This window comes from Candidatus Atribacteria bacterium (assembly GCA_011056645.1).
Lineage (GTDB): Bacteria > Atribacterota > Phoenicimicrobiia > Phoenicimicrobiales > Phoenicimicrobiaceae > Sediminicultor > Sediminicultor quartus.
Genome location: DSEL01000184.1, coordinates 15,423 through 34,211, shown reverse-complemented (window position 1 = coordinate 34,211; position 18,789 = coordinate 15,423). Strand labels below are relative to the sequence as shown.

The following is an 18,789-nucleotide window of genomic DNA, read 5'->3' as shown; positions in this document are numbered from 1 at the left end:
CGATGAAAGAAGTACTAAAAAATATTCTAAATTGGTTGGAACCGAAGATAAGCTATGCTGATCTAAGGTTTGTTCAGACCGAAAAGGAGTCTATTAAAGTAGAAAATGGCATCCTCTCTTCCTATAATGTCTCTACCGATAGAGGAGTAGGGATACGGGTATTGGCGGACGGTGCCTGGGGATTCGCGGCTTCCCATGATTTAGGTCTGGCGTCTTTGCAGAAAACAGCTGCCAAGGCATTGGATATTGCCCGAGCCTCTGCTCTAACTAAAAAAGAAGCAATCAGACTTGCCCCCGTAGATAAATACATCGATGTTTATGTTACACCGATCATCAAAGATCCCTTTGGCGTAAATCCCGCAGAAAAGATAGACCTTTTGGTAAAGGCTACCAGGATGATGCTAAAAGATAAAGTAAAGAGAAGCGAGGGTTCATTCAATTTTTACAAGACGCATAAAATATTTTTATCCAGTGAAGGCTCGGAAATAGAACAGACTATCTTGGAATCAGGCGGCGGAATCGCTGCTTATGCTATCGGTTACGAAGATTTCCAAAAACGTTCTTATCCTTCCAGTTTTGAAGGGGATCATGCTACACGGGGATATGAATTTATCGAAGAGATGAATTTATTAGACCACGCCGAAAGGATAAGCGAGGAAGCCAATCAGTTATTAACTGCTCCCCCTGCTCCGGAAGGGATAAGGGATATTGTATTGGGAGGGTCTCAACTTGCGCTTCAGGTCCATGAATCCTGTGGACACCCAGTAGAATTAGACCGGGTATTGGGAAAAGAAATTAGCTACGCCGGAGGGAGTTTCTTAACTCTGGATAAATTAAATAATTTTAGCTATGGAAGTCCGGAGGTGAGCATCGTGGCTGATGCAACGGTTCCGGGTGGATTAGGGACTTTCGCTTATGATGATGAAGGGGTCCCTGCCTCTAAAAGTTACCTGGTAGACAAAGGAAAATTTGTGGGTTATCTGATGTCCAGAGAAGATGCCGGCCAATTAGGATTAAAGAGTAATGGTGCAGCCCGGGCAGAAAATTGGAATAGAATTCCCCTGGTCAGGATGACCAATATCAATCTATTAGCAGGAAATTTAGAGCTGGACGAGCTTATCGGAGACATCAAAGAAGGTTTATATTTAGATTATAATAGGAGTTGGAGTATTGATGATAAAAGGATAAACTTCCAATTTGGTACCGAGATTGCCCGAGAAATAAAAAATGGGAAATTAGGAAAAATTTATAAAAACGCGGTCTATCAAGGAATAACACCGGAGTTTTGGAAATCTTGCGATGGGATAAGCTCTGAAAAATATTGGCAGGTCTGGGGATTGCCAAATTGTGGCAAAGGACAACCGGATCAGGAAATGCATGTAGCACACGGCACCTCCCCGGCAAGATTCAGAAAGGTAAAGGTAGGTGCTTCCAAATGAAAGATATAAATTCAGCGAAAGAGCTTACTCATAAGATAAAAAGCTTAATACAAAATACCGGATTCGAAATAATTGCCTCAGAAGTGAAAAGTGAACTGACCCGATTTGCCGAATCTTACATCCACCAAAATGTGGCGGAAACCAATCTAAGTTTGATTGTAAAGATAATAAATGATGATAGGATCAGTACGGTCGAAATGAACAGTATGGACCACCACACCATGGCAAAAAATATAGAAAAAGCAATGGAAGCAACCAAGATCACCCCTAAACTGGATTATCATTATCAATTATTAAAACCCCAGTCGTACAAAATAAAAAGCAAATATTCTAAAGATACAGCCGATTTTACCCCTTTAAATCGAGCCCAATGGATAAGCCAATTGATAAAAGAGGTAAATAAAAAAGAATATAGTGCGGCGGGAGCCTTTAAAACAGAAGAATCGACTCTTTTAGTAGCCAACTCGGAAGGAGTTTTTGCTTTTGACCGGGGAACTAAAGTAGATTTCAATTGTGTTATTACTCGAGATAATTCCACTGCCCACATCGCCTTTATCGATAGCGATATTAATCATTTTAACTTAAATAAAAACATCGATGAATTATTAGCCGCTGCCTTAAAAAATGACGAACAGATCGAGATTGACCCGGGAATCTATACGGTTATTCTATCTCCGGAAGCCCTTGCAGAAATTTTAAACTATACCGGTTATACTGCTTTTAACGGTAAAACGATTATGGAGGGTAAGAGTTTCGTGGACCATAATCAAGGCAAGAAGATCTTTCCGGAAATGATAACGGTTTCTGATGATCCTTTTGATGAATTGACCTTGCCTATTCCCTTTGATCTGGTGGGATATCCCCGGGAAAAGACTGCCCTTATTCAAAACGGGGTAGTAAAAGATGGTGTTTATGATCACCTGACTGCCTTGAAATATAATAAAAAATGTACCGGGAATACTTTATCACCGGAGCAGGCTTCTTTCGGAGCCCTCCCTTTTAACCTGGTGATGCAGGAAGGGAGCAATTCTCTCGAAGAGATAATATCCTCTACTAAAAAAGGAATTTATATTTCACGTTTTCATTATGTCAATATAGTCAACCCGATGAGTGTTCAATTAACCGGAATGACCAGGGACGGGACTTTTCTGATAGAAGAGGGAAGGATGGTAAAGGCCATTAAAAATATGAGATTTAACACCAGCGTAATAGATATGTTAAAGGCAGTGGATATGATCTCTCAAGAAAGACAGACCAAGCCAGGATTTGTCGGTCCGGTGGTAGCCCCCTATCTTCGAACCACCCATTTCACTTTTTCCAGTAAAACAAGTTTTTGAAATGATAGGATATAAAAATCTATAAAAAATCTTGACATTTTTTTGAGCGGACATTATCATTATATAGAATAGTTAGCTAAAAAAGGTCTTTTAAGGAGGTGATGTATCTGGAAATATAAGAGAAAAGGGTAGATTTTTAGCTTGAAATGTTTTTTGAACCTGTACAGACCTGCAAAATTTGCTTATTTGTCTAATGTGATCTAATTTCAGGAAATTATCAAAGAACCAAAAAATCTAAAAGGAGGGTAACCAAGGTATAGTAGATAGAGAGTTTTCTTTTCTATCCGGTAGGTTATCCATAATTTTCTGCGGATAGTAACGAAGAAAGAGACAAAGAAAGAGAAGATCACTACTACTATTATTTATTACTTCTTTTACTCCTCTCTGTTTTAATATGCCTTAGAGAGTGAAAATGAAAAAAATAATTTTTGTTACACTTTTATTGCTTATTATTTTAAGTACTTCAGTAGCTGCCGAAACCATCAGGTGGAGACTTCAATCCTACGCCGGCCCTGCCCTGAATGAACATGTCTGTAAAAATGCCATAGATGAGTTTAATAAAGCTGCCAACGGAGAGATGTTCATCGAAGTATACACCGCTGATCAGCTGGTGCCTCATGGTGAGCTATTCCGAGCATTACAGGAAGGAACGGTTGATGCAGTGGTTAGTGACGATGACTCCATGGCTGCTCCTGTAGACGTATCTGTATTTGCCGCTTATTTCCCTATGGCTGTACGATACGGAATAGATGTTAATGCGCTGTGGAATTGGTGGGGGCTGAACGAAATTTGGAAGGAAGCCTATGATGAGATAGAAGGTGTCACCTGGTTAAGCCAGGGGAGCTGGGATCCCTGCAATTTTGCAACTACCAGACCCATCCGTCACATGGAAGATCTTAAGGGACTGAGAATGTACATGTTCCCCACCGGGGGCGATTTCATGACACAATTCGGTGTTGTCCCAACGGTTATGCCCTATGAGGACGTTGAAATGGCCATTCAAACGGGTATGTTAGACGGAGTTTGTTGGTCCGGTATCACCGAGGATTATACCGTGGGATGGGCTGATGTTTGCGATTATTATCTGACCAATCCTATATCCGGAGGCTGGTCAGGCGGTTGGTTTGTTAATACCGAAGCCTGGGAGAAAGTGCCTCCTCACCTGCAGCAATTGTTCCTGCTGGCAATAGACAAATCCCATTACTATCGACTACATTGGTACTGGGCTGGCGAAGCTCGTTACCGAACACAGGGGAAAAAGATGCAGCTTACTACCATCCCCGAAGAGGAGTGGAAAGTAGTGGAAGAGGCAGCCTTAAAATACTGGGACGAGGTTGCTAAAAGAAGCCCCAGATGTGCCAAAGTGGTAGAGATACTTAAAGAATACGAAAAGACCATGAAAGCAGCCGGTGCTCCCTACCGATACTAATTAATTGGGTAATATTGTTATAATTTAGATTAATATAGAGGTTTCCCTTTTATATCTGGCTCTATGTCAAGACTAGGGGGAAGTTAGGAAAGGGAAACCTCTAAAAATTTGCTTGAAAGATAGGAGAAATTATAATGAATAAAACGGTAAAAATCTACGTCCGTTACATGGACGCAACCAGCCGGGCAGTAGGTGGGGTTGTGAAGTTTTTAATTTTTGGAATGATAGCCATTTTGCTTTATGAAACTGTGTCTAGGACCCTTTTTAACCAGCCGCATATCTGGTCAGTGGAGAGCGCACAGTTTATTATGGCGGGCTATTATTTACTTGGAGGCGGATATTCTTTGCTTATCGGGAGCCATGTTAGAATGGACCTTTTATATAATAATTGGTCGGTGAAGAAAAAAGCTCTTGCCGATGTAATTACCTTTTTTATCGCTCTTCTATACCTTGTGGTACTTACCTACGGTGGATGGCAGGGTATTCAATATGCCCTTAAATATAAACAGGTGACTTATTCTGCATGGGCACCCCAGGTAGCTCCCATCAAGATTATTATGCAGATAGGGATCGTTATGATGCTTTTACAATTAATAGCCGAATTTATCAAAGATCTGGCAGTGCTGAGAGGGGAGAATATATATGAGTAATTTCGCGATTATGGCTATTCTTATGTTTGCTTCGATGATTGTTATGCTTCTTACCGGGCGGCATATCTTTGCCGTTATCGGTGGTGTTTCCGCTATTTTTTCTCTTCTCCTGTGGGGGAAGGGCGGTGTAGGGATGTCTTACCATGCAAGCTTTCAGCTGTTGGTTTGGTATCCCCTCCTAACTCTTCCTATATTCATCTACATCGGGTATATGTTTTCTAAATCAGGGATAGCGGATGATCTATACGAAATGATACATGTCTGGATGGGGCCGGTCAGAGGAGGTTTAGCTATCGGAACCATTCTCTTAATGTCCATAATATCTGCTATCAACGGATTAAGTGTAGCAGGTATGGCGGTTGGAAGTACTATCGCTTTACCGGAAATGCTCAAACGAAAATATGACAAACAAATGATAACCGGTGTAATTCAGGCGGGGAGTTCATTAGGTATCATGATACCGCCCAGTGTTGTCCTGGTTCTTTACGGAATGATCGCCAGGCAGCCGGTCGGACAGCTTTGGATGGCCGGTTTTTTACCGGGCTTCTTGCTGGCAGGCTTGTTTATCATCTATATTTTTATCAGATGCTTGATTCAGCCGGAGATGGGTCCGGCGTTATCCAAGGAAGAGCGTAATATTCCTTTCATAGAGAAAGTAAGGCTGCTCCAAGCCGGGGTAGTTCCTATATTAATTATTTTTATGATGTCCGGACTGTTCTTCTTGGGGATAACCAGTTTAGTCGAGAGTGCCGCCGTAGGGGCAACAGTCATTACTCTTGCCGCTATTATTAAACGGCGCTTGACCTGGGAGATAATGAATGAAGTACTGCGTGAAACCCTTAGCGTAAGTTGCATGTTTATGTGGATTATTCTGGCAGCACTTTCCTTTGGTGCTATCTTTGATGGTCTTGGCGCTGTACATGCAATAGAAGAGCTATTTCTCAGATACGGGTTCGGTAGATGGGGAATCATGGTCATGATGCAGCTTTCCTACCTCTTAATGGGGATGTTTTTGGACGATACAGCCATGCTTATCATTGTTGCCCCTCTTTATGTTCCCCTGATAATTAAGCTGGGCTTTAATCCGATTTGGTATGGCATTCTCTATACTATAACCTGCCAGATAGCTTACCTGACGCCTCCCTTTGGATATAACCTCTTTCTTATGAGAGCAATGGCTCCCAAAGAGATAACACTGGGAGATATCTACCGTTCGGTAATACCTTTTGTACTGCTTATGATTCTTGGTTTAGGCCTTATAATGGTCTTCCCTCAAATAGCTTTATTTTTGCCCAATTTATATTTTGGGAAATAAAATAAAGAAAATAATGATACGGGGAACCATTGATTTAACTCAATAATTGAATAACTTTTACGGAAGATAAAAGGGGATAAAATTTATATTTCAGAAGATTTGATCAATACTTTCGGTATCGTGGTTCCTTATTCGTTGCCTTGAAAAAAGCTGCTCGAGGTTTAAGTCGATAGACAGCAAGGAAGGTCATCTTTTTTTAATTTTTCTTCATTTTTTATTTGACAAAAGAGAAATTTTGTTATAATCTTTAAATAGATAGGTAGACAGGTAGATAGGTAGACAGATAAAATAGAGAGGTGAACACATTATGCAGCATATCCTTGATAAGACTAACCCCTTACCTCTTTATGTTCAAGTTGCCGATTGGCTTGAGAGCATGATTAAAGAGGAAAGGTATCAGATTAATACCAAAATTCCTTCTGAAGGTGATCTGGCTCAGAAATTTCAGCTTAATAGAAACACCATTCGTCAGGCTATTTCAATGCTTGTACAAAAAGGTTTTGTTGAGAAACAGAAAGGGGTAGGTACCTTTGTTAAGAGGAAATCTCCCTTGTTACCTATTCATAAGTTCGGCAGAATGGCAAGTTTTATTGATGACTTTAACCTTGATAATATAGTGATAGAGGATAACGTTATTCTAAAAAAGAAGATTACAGCGGGAGATGAACTGGCCGGAAAGCTGGATATCAAACCCGAAGATGAGGTGGTACAAATAGATCGGGTGAGGATTGCGGATAAAACTCCGCTGATATTTGAAAGGCAGTTCTATTCCTTCAGGGATTTTGGAGAGCTTCTTGAAATGGAAATAAAAGGTTCCATGTACCAAATTTTAACCAAACATTTTGCTGCCGATCTTAATTACTCCATCCAAACCCTGCGCGCAGTAAATCAGGTAAAAGAAATCACCCGGGTGCTGAAAATAAATCCGAACACCCCCTGTCTTTTCTTAGAGAGTTTAGCCTATAACTCGCAAAACATCTGTATTGAAGTGCTTCAGTCTTTTTATCGTGGTGACAGGTACCTGTTTAAAGTTGAGACCGGACAGTACCAAATAGTAAATAGCTTAAGTTGACAGAAAATAAATGAAATAGTATTGAACTGTTAAGTTGTTCAGGAAAAACCTGAATATATAATAAAACTAAAAATGAAAAGGAGTATTTAGAATGAAGAAAGTTGAAGATTACTTTGTGCCCTGGATTAAAGATATTAAGATGTATATTTCTCCCCATATCGAATTAGCCTGGAAGGAACCGAAGCTACACCGGATGATGTCTAATGAAAATCCTCATAATCCTTCTGAGAAGGTATTAGAGGCCATCAATAAATATGCAAAGATGGCCAACCGATATCCTGATCAGGGGATGGTAGTTCGAAGCAAGATCGCTGAGATAAATAATCTGCCCGGTCCGGAGAATGTAATGGTTGGCAATGGAACCAGTGAGATTTACGATATGCTATTACGAAGCTTCTTGCAGCCCGGAGAAGAATTAATTCAACATACGCCTTGTTTTGGTATTTATAAATTACGTTGTGCTATCATAGGAGGGAAGTTAATATCGGTGCCCATGATTTACCGAAATAATGAAATACTCTTTGACGCGGATGCAATTATTAAAGCGGTAACACCCAAGACCAAAGCTATTATCGTTGCTAATCCTAATAATCCGACCGGTAACTTCATGGATGAAAAGGACTTTAGGAAAATTGCTGCTCTGGGCATACCTTTTATTGTAGATGAAGCCTATGTAGAATATGCCGGCTATGAAAAATCGATGACAAAGCTGATCGCAGAATTCAAGAATGTTTTGGTCACCCGAACCCTTTCAAAGGCTTATGGTCTTGCCGGTTTGAGATTTGGTTATGCCATGGGAGATAAAGAGGTCATAGCCCAGATTTCTGCTACGCTTATCCCCTGGAATGTCGGTACTATACCGATGTGGGCTGCCTTGGCTGCCTTGGAGGATACCAAAGCATTAGAAAGTCGAGTAAAATTTAATAATGAGCAGGTCAAGTATATCGAGCAAGAGCTCGGCGCTATTCCCGGCATGGTCGTTTTCCACACTTATGGTAATTATATACTTCTCGATGCCAGAGGAACCGGAAAAACCGGTGATGCGATAGTGGCCTATGCCCAGGAAAAGGGTATGATTTTGAGACCGCAAGCTAAAATGTACGATAATGATGGTTTCTTTAGAATTACTATCGGGACGGCAGAAGAGAATAGGATGATGGTCGAGGCGGTAAAAGAGTTTTGCGCAAAATAATCCTACAAGTCGTTTGGTTTTTTAGTTCGAGTGGAAGGAGGATTTAAGTGGAAATTTCGGATACACAAATTAACAATTTAAAGCAAACAGCTCTAAATTTACGAAGAAATATTATCACAATGATTCAATCCGGACAGGGTGGCCATGTCGGCGGTAGTCTTTCGTGTATAGAAGTGATTACCGCATTGTATTTTTCCCTATTACGATGTAACCCGCAAGAACCTCAATGGGAAGATAGGGATCGATTTATTCTAAGCGCAGGGCATAAGTGTCTTGCCTTATATTCTGTTTTGGCAGAAAAAGGATATTTCGATAAAAAACTACTTACTACCTACGACTCTTTAAATAGTAAACTGCCTGGCCATCCCGATCGTCACAAACTACCCGGAGTGGAGGCCAATACCGGTTCTTTAGGGCATGGCCTTGCCATAGGGGGTGGAATGGCTCTTGCCGGGAAAATAGATCAGAAAGATTACAAAGTTTATGTCCTTATGGGTGATGGTGAAATTGCCGAAGGCTCTGTTTGGGAAGCAGCTGAAATAGCCAGTCATTACAGATTAGATAATCTGATAGCTATCATTGATAGAAACAGACTTCAAATACATGGAAATACCAAAGATGTTTTAAACACAGAATCGTTGACAGCGAAATGGAGTTCCTTTGGGTGGCAAACCCTTGAGATTGACGGACATGATTTTGTAGATATATTTGGAGCACTGAAAAATTTACCCCTTAAAAAAGAGTGTCCTACCTGTATCATAGCTAATACCATAAAAGGGAAAGGGCTTTCTTTTGCAGAGAATAATTACAAATATCATTATTGGAAACCAACAGATGAAGAAATGAAAAAAGCTTTTATTGAATTGGGGATGAATTATTTATGAAAGAATTAAACGATCCACGAAAAGTATTCGGTAACCAAGTTTTAGAACTGGCCAAACAAGACCCGCGAATTTTAGCCGTATCGACTGATTCTTCAGGCAGTTCAGGATTCGGCCCTTTTAAAGAGTGTTTCCCGGAAAGGCATTTAGAATTTGGTTTAACAGAACAATCAGCGATTGGTTTTTGTGCAGGGCTTGCTTTGAGCGGGAAGATACCTTTCTTTTGTGCCATAACTCCTTTTATTACCATGCGTTGTTTTGAGCAGGTTAGAGATGATTTAGTTTATACTTTTGCCAATGTCAAAATTGCCGGGCGTAACTCCGGACTTGATTATTCTTACCTGGGATATACCCATCAATCTTTGGAAGATATAGCAGTAATGAGGAGCTTGTCTAATATGAAAGTGCTTGTGCCTTCTGATGCCATTGAAATAAGAGCCTGCGTAAATGAAGCGGCTAAATACACCGGACCGGTTTATATCAGAATTGGCAGTGAAAAATTACCTACTTTTCATCAATCAGATTACCATTTTTCCTTCGGAAAAGGGGAAGCACTTCAAAAAGGAAAGGATATTACCTTAATTACCATGGGAGGGATGGTATGGAGAACCATGGAAGCTGCAGAGGAACTGGTTAAATTGGGAATTGAAGTCGGAGTGATCAGCATGCCTTCCATAAAACCGCTGGATTACGAGCTTCTTCTTCAAGTTTCCAAAGAGACAGATATAATTCTCACTATCGAAGACCATAGTATTGTAGGTGGCTTAGGCGGTGCAGTCAGCGAATTCCTTTCCCAGGAAAATCCTATAAGAGTGGTCAGATTAGGAGTTCCCGATGTATTTAGTACTACGGGTAGCTATGGGGACCTTTTGGAAAAATATCATCTTTCCAAGAGCGGCATTGTAGATTATGTGATCAACCTTGTTAAGAAAAAGAAATCTTCTTATTCAAATTAACCTAAGGAGGAAATGTAATGAAGATAGCTGTTGGATGTGACTTTAATGCGTTAGATTTAAAGAATGCAATCATTGATTTATTAAAAGAAAGAAAAGTAGAGTATAAAGATTTTGGTACTTTTACCAGAGATCCGATTGATTATCCCGATATAGCAAAAAAAGTAGCTTATGCCATTGCTGAAGGAAAATTCGAAAGAGGTATCCTTATCTGCGGAACGGGTTTGGGGATGGCGATGGCTGCTGATAAAGTAAAAGGGATCAGGGCAGCTACCTGTTGTAATGTTTATCAGGCGGAAAGAGCCATAAAAAGCAACAATGCTCAAATAATAACCCTGGGAGCTCTAGTTACTGGCATAGAATTGGCTAAAATGTTAGTGAATGCCTGGTTGAATTCAGAATTTCAAGGTGGCAGATCAGAAAGAAAAGTACAAAAGATCATGGAGATAGAGAAAGAGAATTTCAATTAAATATTAATATTGGAGGTTTTAAGAAGTGACTAATCGAAAAGAAAAAAGCGTATTAGAAAGATTAATAGCAATAAATCCTGAAGCAGAAATATGGTGGGATTCCTCACCGATCATTTATGATGATTGGAAACAAGAAGTTTTAAAAGAAATACCGGCAGAAGATAAAGAGATTGTTCAGAAACAGCTGAAAAGATTTTATAATCCAGAAGATCCACAAAGTATGGTTTTCAGGGGTGTTACCACCAATCCTTCTTTGTCCATGGCTGTTTTTGAGATACAAAAAGCCTACTGGGAAAAATTCGTAGACAGCCTGATAGATAAAAATCCGCACATAGACCAAGAAAGGCTATTTTGGATGACTTATAAGGAAATAGTGAAACGGGGAGCACAGATGTATATGCCTCTCTTTGAAAAATCCAATTATAAGAATGGATATATATCTGCTCAGGTAGATCCCCGATATATCGAGGATCGAGAAAAAATGTTGGAACAAGCCTATGATCTGGCGAAGCTTTCTCCCAACGTAATGATCAAAGTTCCCGGGACGAAAGAAGGCTATGAGGTAATCAAAATATTAACTTCTAAAGGAATAGCAACCAATAATACTTTATCTTTTATTCTTCCTCAATTCATAGTCTGTGCCAATGCGGTTAAAGAGGGTCTGGAAATTGCCAAGAAAAATAAAGTAGACTTAAGTAAATGGAGATCCGTCATAACCGATATGATGGCCCGATACGGAGATTTAGGAGATCTTCCGGGAAAGGGACGTGAAAGTGGAATCGAACTTTCTGAAGCCGATGTTAGATGGGCAGAAGTGGCTATCATTAAAAAAGCGCATCAAATACTAAAAGAACAAAAGCATCCCAGCAAGATGTTGGCCTGCTCTATGAGAGTTTCTCCCCCAGTTGAGGATAAAAAAGTTGCAGTCTGGCACCTGGAAAAGATAGCCGGTGGAAATTTTGTTTATACCTGTCCACCAAAATTTATCAAAGCCTTAATCCTAAAATGTGATGAATTAGAATTTAGCCATCAAATTGAGGAAGAACCGCCCAAAGAAGTCTTAGATAAATTACTCAAGATCCCTTATTTTGAACAGGCTTACTCGGAAGACGGACTTTCTGCAGATGAATTCATTAATCATCCTGCTCTTATTGCCACAGCGAAAGAATTTTCCAACAGAACTTTTGGCATGCTAAACTTTGTTTCTGCTCGGTTGGAGAAAAAGAGATAGAATCAATAAGAATAGATGCCCCCGGGTATGACCGTGGGCATCTATTCTTATAATCTGAGCCGAGAATGACTTTAAATGATAAAAAAAGTGCTATAAGACTAAAATCCCCTTTATTACTACTGGAATTTATGTTAAAATTAAACAAGATATATACAGAAAAGATACCCACTTTCTCTAAAGAAAATAAAGCTAACTGAATTAAGGTTAGGTTAAAAGCCAAGGGCCTGCATTTTAAAAACCATCTATATATAAGATAAGAAAGATTAGAAATATTTAAGAATCTATATAAGATTTATAATTTCTTATACTCAACAATCTAAGCTCAAGATTAAATTAGGTTGTTTCTGAAGTTATCTGTTCTCGAAGTTTTCGGACATGCTATGTAATTATGAATGGAGGTGGTGAATCATTTTTTGGCTCGGGCAGAGAATGTGTCTGCCGATAAATTCGAAATTATAAAAGGAGGAAAAAATGAAAACTAAAAGATTAACCTTAATGTTGATACTCGTTGTATTTAGTATTCTATTTGTCTTTAACAGCGGATGGACTGCCGCAAATGAAGTAGTTGTTTACACAGCGCTGGAGGAAGATGAGAGTGCTGATTATTTTGAACTTGCAGCAAAAGAATTGCCCGACCTAAATATCAAATGGATAAGATATTCCACCGGCGAGCTGATGGCTAAAGTGCTTGCTGAAAAAAATAATCCTCAGGCTGATGTTATATATGGCACTGCAGTTACCGAACTTGCACGGGTTAAGGATATTTTGGAACCCTATAAACCTAAAGATATCGATAAAATCGGTAAGGAATATAAGGATCCTGATGGTTACTGGACAGCAATTGATATGTATGTAGCTGCTTTTTGTGTTAATACTAAACGGTTATCCGAAAAGAATCTAACTATGCCGACAAGCTGGGCTGATCTAACCAGGCCGGAATACAAGGGCGAGATTATTATGCCTAATCCGGCAAGTTCCGGAACCGGGTACTTGCAGGTTACCTCTCTACTCCTAATGGGTGGAATTAAAGAAGGCAAAGAAGACGGCTGGGAATATCTAAAAAAACTGGATAATAACATAGTAGAATATACCAATTCCGGTTCAGCCCCTGCTAAGCTGGCTTCCACAGGAGAAATTGCCATTGGCATATCATTCGGGTATCGCGTAGCCAGACAGAAAAGCGAAGGTTATCCCGTTGAGATGGTTTTCCCGGCAGAGGGAGCCGGTTATGAACTGGAAGCTAATGCTCTGCTCAAAGGGACGAAAAACCCTGAAGCAGCAAAAATGTTCCTTGACTGGGCGATCAGCGAAAACGCTATGAAAGCCTATTCCAAATATAAAATAATGGTTACCAGAGAAGGTATTACTTCTCAAGCTACCTTACCCCTTCCTAAACCTGAAGAGGTAAAGTTGGCTAAAATGGATTTTGACTGGAGTGCAATGAATAAAACACAACTTATGGAAAAATGGAATGCACTCTTTGTGGCCAAAACAGAACCCAAATAAGTATTATTATAATTAACTAAATAGAGATAGGGCGGTTGTTGCCCTATCTCTAAATTTTATTAGTTAGAAGGAAATTTAGATGACAAAAAATCTTGTTCTTGAAGGTATCGCAAAAAAGTATGGCGATAAATATGCAGTAAAAGATATGGATTTAGAAATTAAAGAAGGGGAGCTTTTGACCCTTCTCGGTCCTTCTGGCTGCGGTAAAACTACTACTTTAAGAATGATTGCAGGATTCGAAAAACCTGATGCAGGCAAATTAATCTATAATAACAAAATCATTAATGACCTCATTCCCCAGAGAAGGAACTTTGGGATAGTTTTTCAGTCTTATGCGCTTTTTCCCCATATGAAAGTAAAGGAAAATGTGGCTTTCGGTCTGGAAATGCATAAACGTCCTAAAAATATTATTAAAGACCGGGTTGATTCACTTTTAAATATGGTCGGGCTGCTGGAGCACAAAGAAAAATATCCTCCTCAGCTTTCCGGCGGCATGCAGCAGCGGGTAGCCCTGGTCAGAGCCCTGGCTCCTAATCCTGAGGTAATTCTTCTTGATGAGCCTTTAAGCGCTCTGGATGCCAAGATCAGGCTAAAACTAAGAGGCGAAATTAAACAGCTTCAAGCAGATTTAGGCATTACCACCATTTATGTTACCCATGATCAGGAAGAAGCTTTAGCTATATCTGACAGGATAGTTATTATGAAGCAGGGAAGTATAGAGCAGATTGGCGATCCCATTTCTATCTATAAAAGACCTTTATCCCAGTATGTAGCTAATTTTGTAGGAACCAGTAACTTTTTTAAAGGCAAACTGAAAGACGGCTACATTGTAGGGGACAACTTCAAAATAAAAACAACAAAAACTAAAGAATCAAATTTTGATAGCGTATACGGTGCCATCAGGCCGGAAAAAGTTGAAATAATGGTAGGCAGCCCTGATAAAGAACGGCCTAAAGAGAATCTACTGGAAGGAAAACTTATCGTGGTAAACTATCTGGGACTTATGGTACGACTATTATTCAGAGTCGGAGAGATGGAAATAGTCATTGATTGCCTGGAAAGAGGTTTTGAAGAGATGAAAATTAAACGGGGCGAGACCTTAACCCTTTACTTCCCCCCTGAAGAGTTCATGGTTTTTAAAGATGAATAATTAGGAGAAGCAGATGCCCAATACAAAAGTGGAAAAACTTGAATTAAGCCAACGGAAGATACTTGATGACAGATTAGTAATATATATTGCGGGAGGACTAATAGGTCTCTTCCTTATTCTCTTTATGTTGGTTCCGGTAAGTAATATTCTACGCCTGAGCATTACCCCCTACAATCCGGAAACTCATTTTTTTGGCAAAGGATTAACCCTTAATAATTTTATTCATTACTTCTCTACTCCTACTATAGTGCAGTCTCTGTATAACAGCTTAAATGTCTCCTTGTGGGTCACCTTGATCACCACCATTCTGGCTTTCTTCTTTGCTTATGGACTGACCAGGACCACCATACCGGGGAAAAAGATACTTTATTTTCTGGCTATGGCGCCTCTTGTTGCCCCATCCCTTCTCCAGGCAATGGCCTTGGTATCCCTATTTGGCAGAAATGGTCTGATTACCGGACTACTTCATACAGAATGGAATATTTACGGAGCAACGGGCATCATTATTTCAGAGGTTTTATATTCATTCCCTCATGCTATGATCATCCTTTATACTACTCTTTCGGCGGTTGATTCCCGGCTTGATGAAGCCGCATCCAGCCTCGGTGCTTCCGATGTAAAAATTTTCTACAAAATAACTGTTCCCACAGCTCGCTATGGTATCATTTCCGCAGCAGCTTTAGTTTTTAATTTAGCTATTACAGATTTCGGTAACCCCATTATTATTGGACAGAACTACAAAGTACTGGCTACCGAGATATACCTTCAGGTCATAGGCATGCAGCGCTTTGATATGGGTGCCACCATTGCGGTAGTCTTGCTGGTTCCTTCGGTCATTGCTTTTCTCTTAAATTACTATTTTACAAAAAGGAATACTGCTTTGATCAGTGGTCATGCCAAACCCACCCTGACCCCCTCCGGTGCTTTTAAAAAAAGGATTTTTACAAGCTACTGCTGGGTTATCACCCTCATACTGCTTTCCGTAATTTTGGTGATAATCTGCAAATCGTTTATAAGTCTCTGGATGTACAATTGGACTCCCACTCTCAAGCATTTTAATTTCAGGATACCGGGCGGTATGGGGGTATTATGGACCAGTTTATGGATATCCATTATCGTTGCCATTACAGCTTCTTTTTTGACTATGGTAAATGGTTATATTATTGAAAAGAAGAATCCATTTTTTGCCCAGCCTCTCTATTTGCTGTCAGTTATTCCGGCTGCTATACCCGGACTGGTGATGGGATTAAGTTATATCTTAATATTTAATACTCGTTTTCTCCATATTGGCGACCTTCTCTACGGTAAAGCCGCTTTGGTAATTATCAGTGTAGTGATCTGTAATTTTACTCTGGGCACCTTGTCAAGTATTACCAATATGAAAAATATCGATAAAGAAATGGATGAATCAGCTACCAGTCTGGGAGCTACTGTACTCACCAGCTTTTCCAAAGTAGTTTTTCCTCTAAACAAGGTTTCGTTTTTTGGTAATCTTAACTACTATTTTATGCGTAGCATGGTCACCATCAGTGCTGTTATTTTTTTAGTTTCCCCGGATGTTCATCTGGCTGCTATATCGGTTGTGAACCTGGAAAAGGATGGCAAAGATGGGGCATCATCAGCTATGTCTTTCTTGATCATTTTAGTCGTGATGGTCAGTATATTTGTATTAAACCTTTTCAGTAAGAAAAATAGAGAACAAACTAACCAGCCGGGAGGTGAATTATCCTAATAAAAAAGATCTATTCCTCATAATTTATATTAGGACAAAGTAGAAGTAGCATACTTTCTTTGAAAAATCTAAATTTAAAAAATTTATAAAAAATGGAGGCAAGATGAGCGAAGTCACGAATCTTTTAGATGTAGAGTTTACCGAAAAACTATTTTTTAAACTCATGCCAGAGTGGAAGAACACAGCAATAAAGATAGGTGTATTAAGTGGTGGTATTACTAATAAATTGTATCGGGTGCGTTCTGAAAAAGGGGATCTTACCATAAGAATCTACGGTGATAAAACAGAGACTTTCATTAGTAGAAGCATCGTAGCAGAAATCATGAGGAGAGTAGCCAAGGTAGGCATTTCACCTAAACTAGTAAAATATATGCCTGAATATAGGGTTACCATTGTAGAATTTATTCCGGGGTATGTATTAAAAAACTCTGATTTCTTAAAGGAAGAGCTTCATGAAAAGATTGCCAGGCCAATACGAAAAATTCACCAAAGTGGAGTTGAGTTCCCTCAAATCTTTAATCCTTTAAATAAAGTGAAAGAGATGCACAGGATCTTAAACAATCTGGAGATTAGTTGTCCGGAGTTTGATATTGATGGTATAATTAAAAACCTGGAAAAGATCGCCGAAACGATCAATATTCCGGAGAGTGAATACACGGCAAGCCATAATGATCTGTTAGCGGATAATTTCGTGCTGGTAGATGAGGCTGATCGGGGAAGATATCCTGAACCGATGTATCTTATTGACTGGGAGTATGCGGGGATGGCACCTCGCTATTATGATCTGGCGGATATGTTCCAGGAGATTTTAGTTCCGCGAGATGTAGAGAAAAGTATAGTAAGGCATTACTGTGAGGACAAGGAGTTCGAAAAAACCCTCTACCTGATTGATATTTTTAAACCCTTTCCCGACATTTTCTGGTTCATTTGGAGCATGATCCAGAATAATATTTCCAAGATCAAATTCGATTTCTATAATTACGGAAAAGTGAAATTTGAAAATGCTCATAATAATATCAAATTTATTCAGGAAGAATATGGTGTATAAATGATACAGGGGACGGTTCTCTGTATCATTTCCACGAGAGGCTTGCCACCCGTAATATAAAGCAATCATAGTACCGTAGATGAGGGAAAACAAACCGTAAAACAAGAAAGAAAGGAGGGGGGAGGCAGAACAAGTAAAATTTATTTTTCGGAGACATCGTGTCTCTCATAATTGATGGCATCAAGCATCAAATTAATTAAAAAAAATTTTACATGGAGGAAAATAATGAAAAAGACCATTAAATTGACAGTGTTTTTGTTACTGGTATCTTTAGTGCTTTTCGGTGTCGGTAGTCAGATCATAGCGCTATCGGCTCCCAATGTATTACGTCTTATTACCTGGGCAGGTTATGCACCGGAAGAGCTTGTAGCAAAGTTTAAAGAAGAGACAGGGATAGAAGTTCAGGTTATTCTGAGTAATAACGAGGAGATGATCTCAAAATTAAGGGCTACCAGAGGCGGCGGCTTTGATCTTGCACAACCTTCACAGGATAGAATTTCTTCTGTAGTGGCTGAGTATGGTATTTATCAACCGATCGATTATTCCAAAGTGAATCTTGACCAGCTTGATCCTTCTTTGGTTGAAGCCGTTAAAAAGAATACCCTTGTTGATGGTAAATCTTATGCAGTGCCCCATGTTTATGGCACCTCAGGTCTGGTGGTTAACTTTGAAAAAGCACCGGATGTAAAAGATTACAAAGATTTACTTGACCCGAAATATACCGGAAGAGTTTCCTACAGGATGAAAAGACCTACACTTATTGCCATGGGATTTTCATTCGGATACGATCCCTTTGCTCTATACAATGACCCGGTAGGTTATCAAAAATTTCTTGATGAAATTGCCAAAAAGCTTATTGCCGGGAAGGCTGTTCTAAGAAATTATTGGGACAACGGTGATCAATTGCTTGAATCAATGAGATCAGGTGAAGTTTGGGCAGCCATGGCATGGGAGCAAGCAGGATGGAAGCTTCATAAGGAAAATCCAAATATCGATTATCTTGCTCCGACCAGTGGTGCATTGGCATGGGTTGATACCTTTGCCATTCCGGCAAAATCTGAAAATGTTGAAGGCGCTTATAAATGGATAAACTTTATACTTAGACCGGAAAATGCAGCAGTGTTTACCAATGTAGAAACCTATGGCACAGCCTCAAAAGATGCCGGAAAATATCTTGATCCGGAAATTGCCGACAACTTTGCCCGAGGATTACCTCCCGAAGTTCTTGCGAATATAAACTGGTATCCCACCGTACCTCCAGGACTTGAAGAAATGGAAGGTAAAGTAATGGATAGAATTCAAGCTGCAAAATAAATAAATTAAGCAGGCAGTGAAAACACTGCCTGCTTCTCTTTTATAATAAATATGGATGCACGGAAGGTGC

At 39.6% G+C, this 18,789-nt stretch carries 16 protein-coding genes; all 16 read left to right on the top strand.

The window, feature by feature from the left end; translation table 11 throughout:
* Positions 1-2 precede the first annotated feature (2 nt).
* Positions 3-1,439, top strand: coding sequence for a TldD/PmbA family protein (locus tag ENO17_08325; GenBank protein ID HER25037.1), 1,437 nt, complete (start codon positions 3-5; stop codon positions 1,437-1,439).
* The gene (locus ENO17_08320) at positions 1,436-2,776 is read left to right on the top strand and encodes a TldD/PmbA family protein (protein HER25036.1); all 1,341 of its coding nucleotides are present in this window, start codon (positions 1,436-1,438) and stop codon (positions 2,774-2,776) included. The genes ENO17_08325 and ENO17_08320 overlap by 4 nt, the downstream gene beginning before the upstream one ends.
* A 412-nt stretch (positions 2,777-3,188) precedes the next feature.
* Positions 3,189-4,205 carry a C4-dicarboxylate ABC transporter gene (locus ENO17_08315; GenBank protein ID HER25035.1) on the top strand — a complete coding sequence of 339 codons (1,017 nt, stop codon included), beginning with the start codon at positions 3,189-3,191 and terminating at the stop codon, positions 4,203-4,205.
* Positions 4,206-4,339: 134 nt separating this feature from the next.
* A complete protein-coding gene (locus ENO17_08310; GenBank protein ID HER25034.1) occupies positions 4,340-4,855 on the top strand; it encodes a TRAP transporter small permease subunit in 516 nt (171 codons plus the stop codon).
* Entirely contained in the window at positions 4,848-6,170 is a 1,323-nt protein-coding gene (locus tag ENO17_08305) for a TRAP transporter large permease subunit (protein HER25033.1), read from the top strand. The genes ENO17_08310 and ENO17_08305 overlap by 8 nt, the downstream gene beginning before the upstream one ends.
* Positions 6,171-6,477: 307 nt before the next feature.
* The gene (locus ENO17_08300; GenBank protein ID HER25032.1) at positions 6,478-7,242 is read left to right on the top strand and encodes a GntR family transcriptional regulator; all 765 of its coding nucleotides are present in this window, start codon (positions 6,478-6,480) and stop codon (positions 7,240-7,242) included.
* 91 nt (positions 7,243-7,333) lie between these two features.
* The gene (locus ENO17_08295) at positions 7,334-8,434 is read left to right on the top strand and encodes a histidinol-phosphate aminotransferase family protein (protein ID HER25031.1); all 1,101 of its coding nucleotides are present in this window, start codon (positions 7,334-7,336) and stop codon (positions 8,432-8,434) included.
* Positions 8,435-8,502: 68 nt separating this feature from the next.
* Positions 8,503-9,318 (top strand): transketolase, encoded by an 816-nt coding sequence (locus ENO17_08290; GenBank protein HER25030.1) that lies wholly within the window; start codon positions 8,503-8,505, stop codon positions 9,316-9,318.
* Complete coding sequence (locus ENO17_08285) at positions 9,315-10,271, top strand: transketolase (GenBank protein HER25029.1); 957 nt, start codon at positions 9,315-9,317, stop codon at positions 10,269-10,271. The genes ENO17_08290 and ENO17_08285 overlap by 4 nt, the downstream gene beginning before the upstream one ends.
* Before the next feature lie 17 nt (positions 10,272-10,288).
* Entirely contained in the window at positions 10,289-10,738 is a 450-nt protein-coding gene (rpiB, locus tag ENO17_08280; GenBank protein ID HER25028.1) for a ribose 5-phosphate isomerase B, read from the top strand.
* A 25-nt stretch (positions 10,739-10,763) separates the two neighbouring features.
* Entirely contained in the window at positions 10,764-11,969 is a 1,206-nt protein-coding gene (locus ENO17_08275) for a transaldolase (GenBank protein HER25027.1), read from the top strand.
* Between the two features lie 471 nt (positions 11,970-12,440).
* Positions 12,441-13,475 (top strand): ABC transporter substrate-binding protein, encoded by a 1,035-nt coding sequence (locus ENO17_08270; GenBank protein ID HER25026.1) that lies wholly within the window; start codon positions 12,441-12,443, stop codon positions 13,473-13,475.
* Positions 13,476-13,554: 79 nt separating this feature from the next.
* Positions 13,555-14,625 carry an ABC transporter ATP-binding protein gene (locus ENO17_08265; protein HER25025.1) on the top strand — a complete coding sequence of 357 codons (1,071 nt, stop codon included), beginning with the start codon at positions 13,555-13,557 and terminating at the stop codon, positions 14,623-14,625.
* A gap of 13 nt (positions 14,626-14,638) precedes the next feature.
* Positions 14,639-16,357 carry an ABC transporter permease subunit gene (locus ENO17_08260; protein ID HER25024.1) on the top strand — a complete coding sequence of 573 codons (1,719 nt, stop codon included), beginning with the start codon at positions 14,639-14,641 and terminating at the stop codon, positions 16,355-16,357.
* A gap of 103 nt (positions 16,358-16,460) precedes the next feature.
* Positions 16,461-17,405, top strand: a complete 945-nt coding sequence (locus ENO17_08255) for a hypothetical protein (GenBank protein HER25023.1) — start codon at positions 16,461-16,463, stop codon at positions 17,403-17,405.
* Between the two features lie 243 nt (positions 17,406-17,648).
* On the top strand, positions 17,649-18,719 hold the full coding sequence (locus tag ENO17_08250) for an extracellular solute-binding protein (protein HER25022.1): 1,071 nt from the start codon (positions 17,649-17,651) through the stop codon (positions 18,717-18,719).
* Positions 18,720-18,789 lie beyond the last annotated feature (70 nt).

Excerpts from the sequence above, each read along its gene's own strand:
- rpiB (HER25028.1), top strand. The coding sequence starts at position 10,289 with ATGAAGATAGCTGTTGGATGTGACTTTAATGCGTTAGATTTAAAGAAT.
- ENO17_08270 (HER25026.1), top strand. The coding sequence starts at position 12,441 with ATGAAAACTAAAAGATTAACCTTAATGTTGATACTCGTTGTATTTAGT.
- ENO17_08305 (HER25033.1), top strand. The coding sequence starts at position 4,848 with ATGAGTAATTTCGCGATTATGGCTATTCTTATGTTTGCTTCGATGATT.
- ENO17_08310 (HER25034.1), top strand. The coding sequence starts at position 4,340 with ATGAATAAAACGGTAAAAATCTACGTCCGTTACATGGACGCAACCAGC.
- ENO17_08325 (HER25037.1), top strand. The coding sequence starts at position 3 with ATGAAAGAAGTACTAAAAAATATTCTAAATTGGTTGGAACCGAAGATA.
- ENO17_08320 (HER25036.1), top strand. The coding sequence starts at position 1,436 with ATGAAAGATATAAATTCAGCGAAAGAGCTTACTCATAAGATAAAAAGC.
- ENO17_08315 (HER25035.1), top strand. The coding sequence starts at position 3,189 with ATGAAAAAAATAATTTTTGTTACACTTTTATTGCTTATTATTTTAAGT.
- ENO17_08285 (HER25029.1), top strand. The coding sequence starts at position 9,315 with ATGAAAGAATTAAACGATCCACGAAAAGTATTCGGTAACCAAGTTTTA.
- ENO17_08300 (HER25032.1), top strand. The coding sequence starts at position 6,478 with ATGCAGCATATCCTTGATAAGACTAACCCCTTACCTCTTTATGTTCAA.
- ENO17_08265 (HER25025.1), top strand. The coding sequence starts at position 13,555 with ATGACAAAAAATCTTGTTCTTGAAGGTATCGCAAAAAAGTATGGCGAT.
- ENO17_08260 (HER25024.1), top strand. The coding sequence starts at position 14,639 with ATGCCCAATACAAAAGTGGAAAAACTTGAATTAAGCCAACGGAAGATA.
- ENO17_08255 (HER25023.1), top strand. The coding sequence starts at position 16,461 with ATGAGCGAAGTCACGAATCTTTTAGATGTAGAGTTTACCGAAAAACTA.
- ENO17_08295 (HER25031.1), top strand. The coding sequence starts at position 7,334 with ATGAAGAAAGTTGAAGATTACTTTGTGCCCTGGATTAAAGATATTAAG.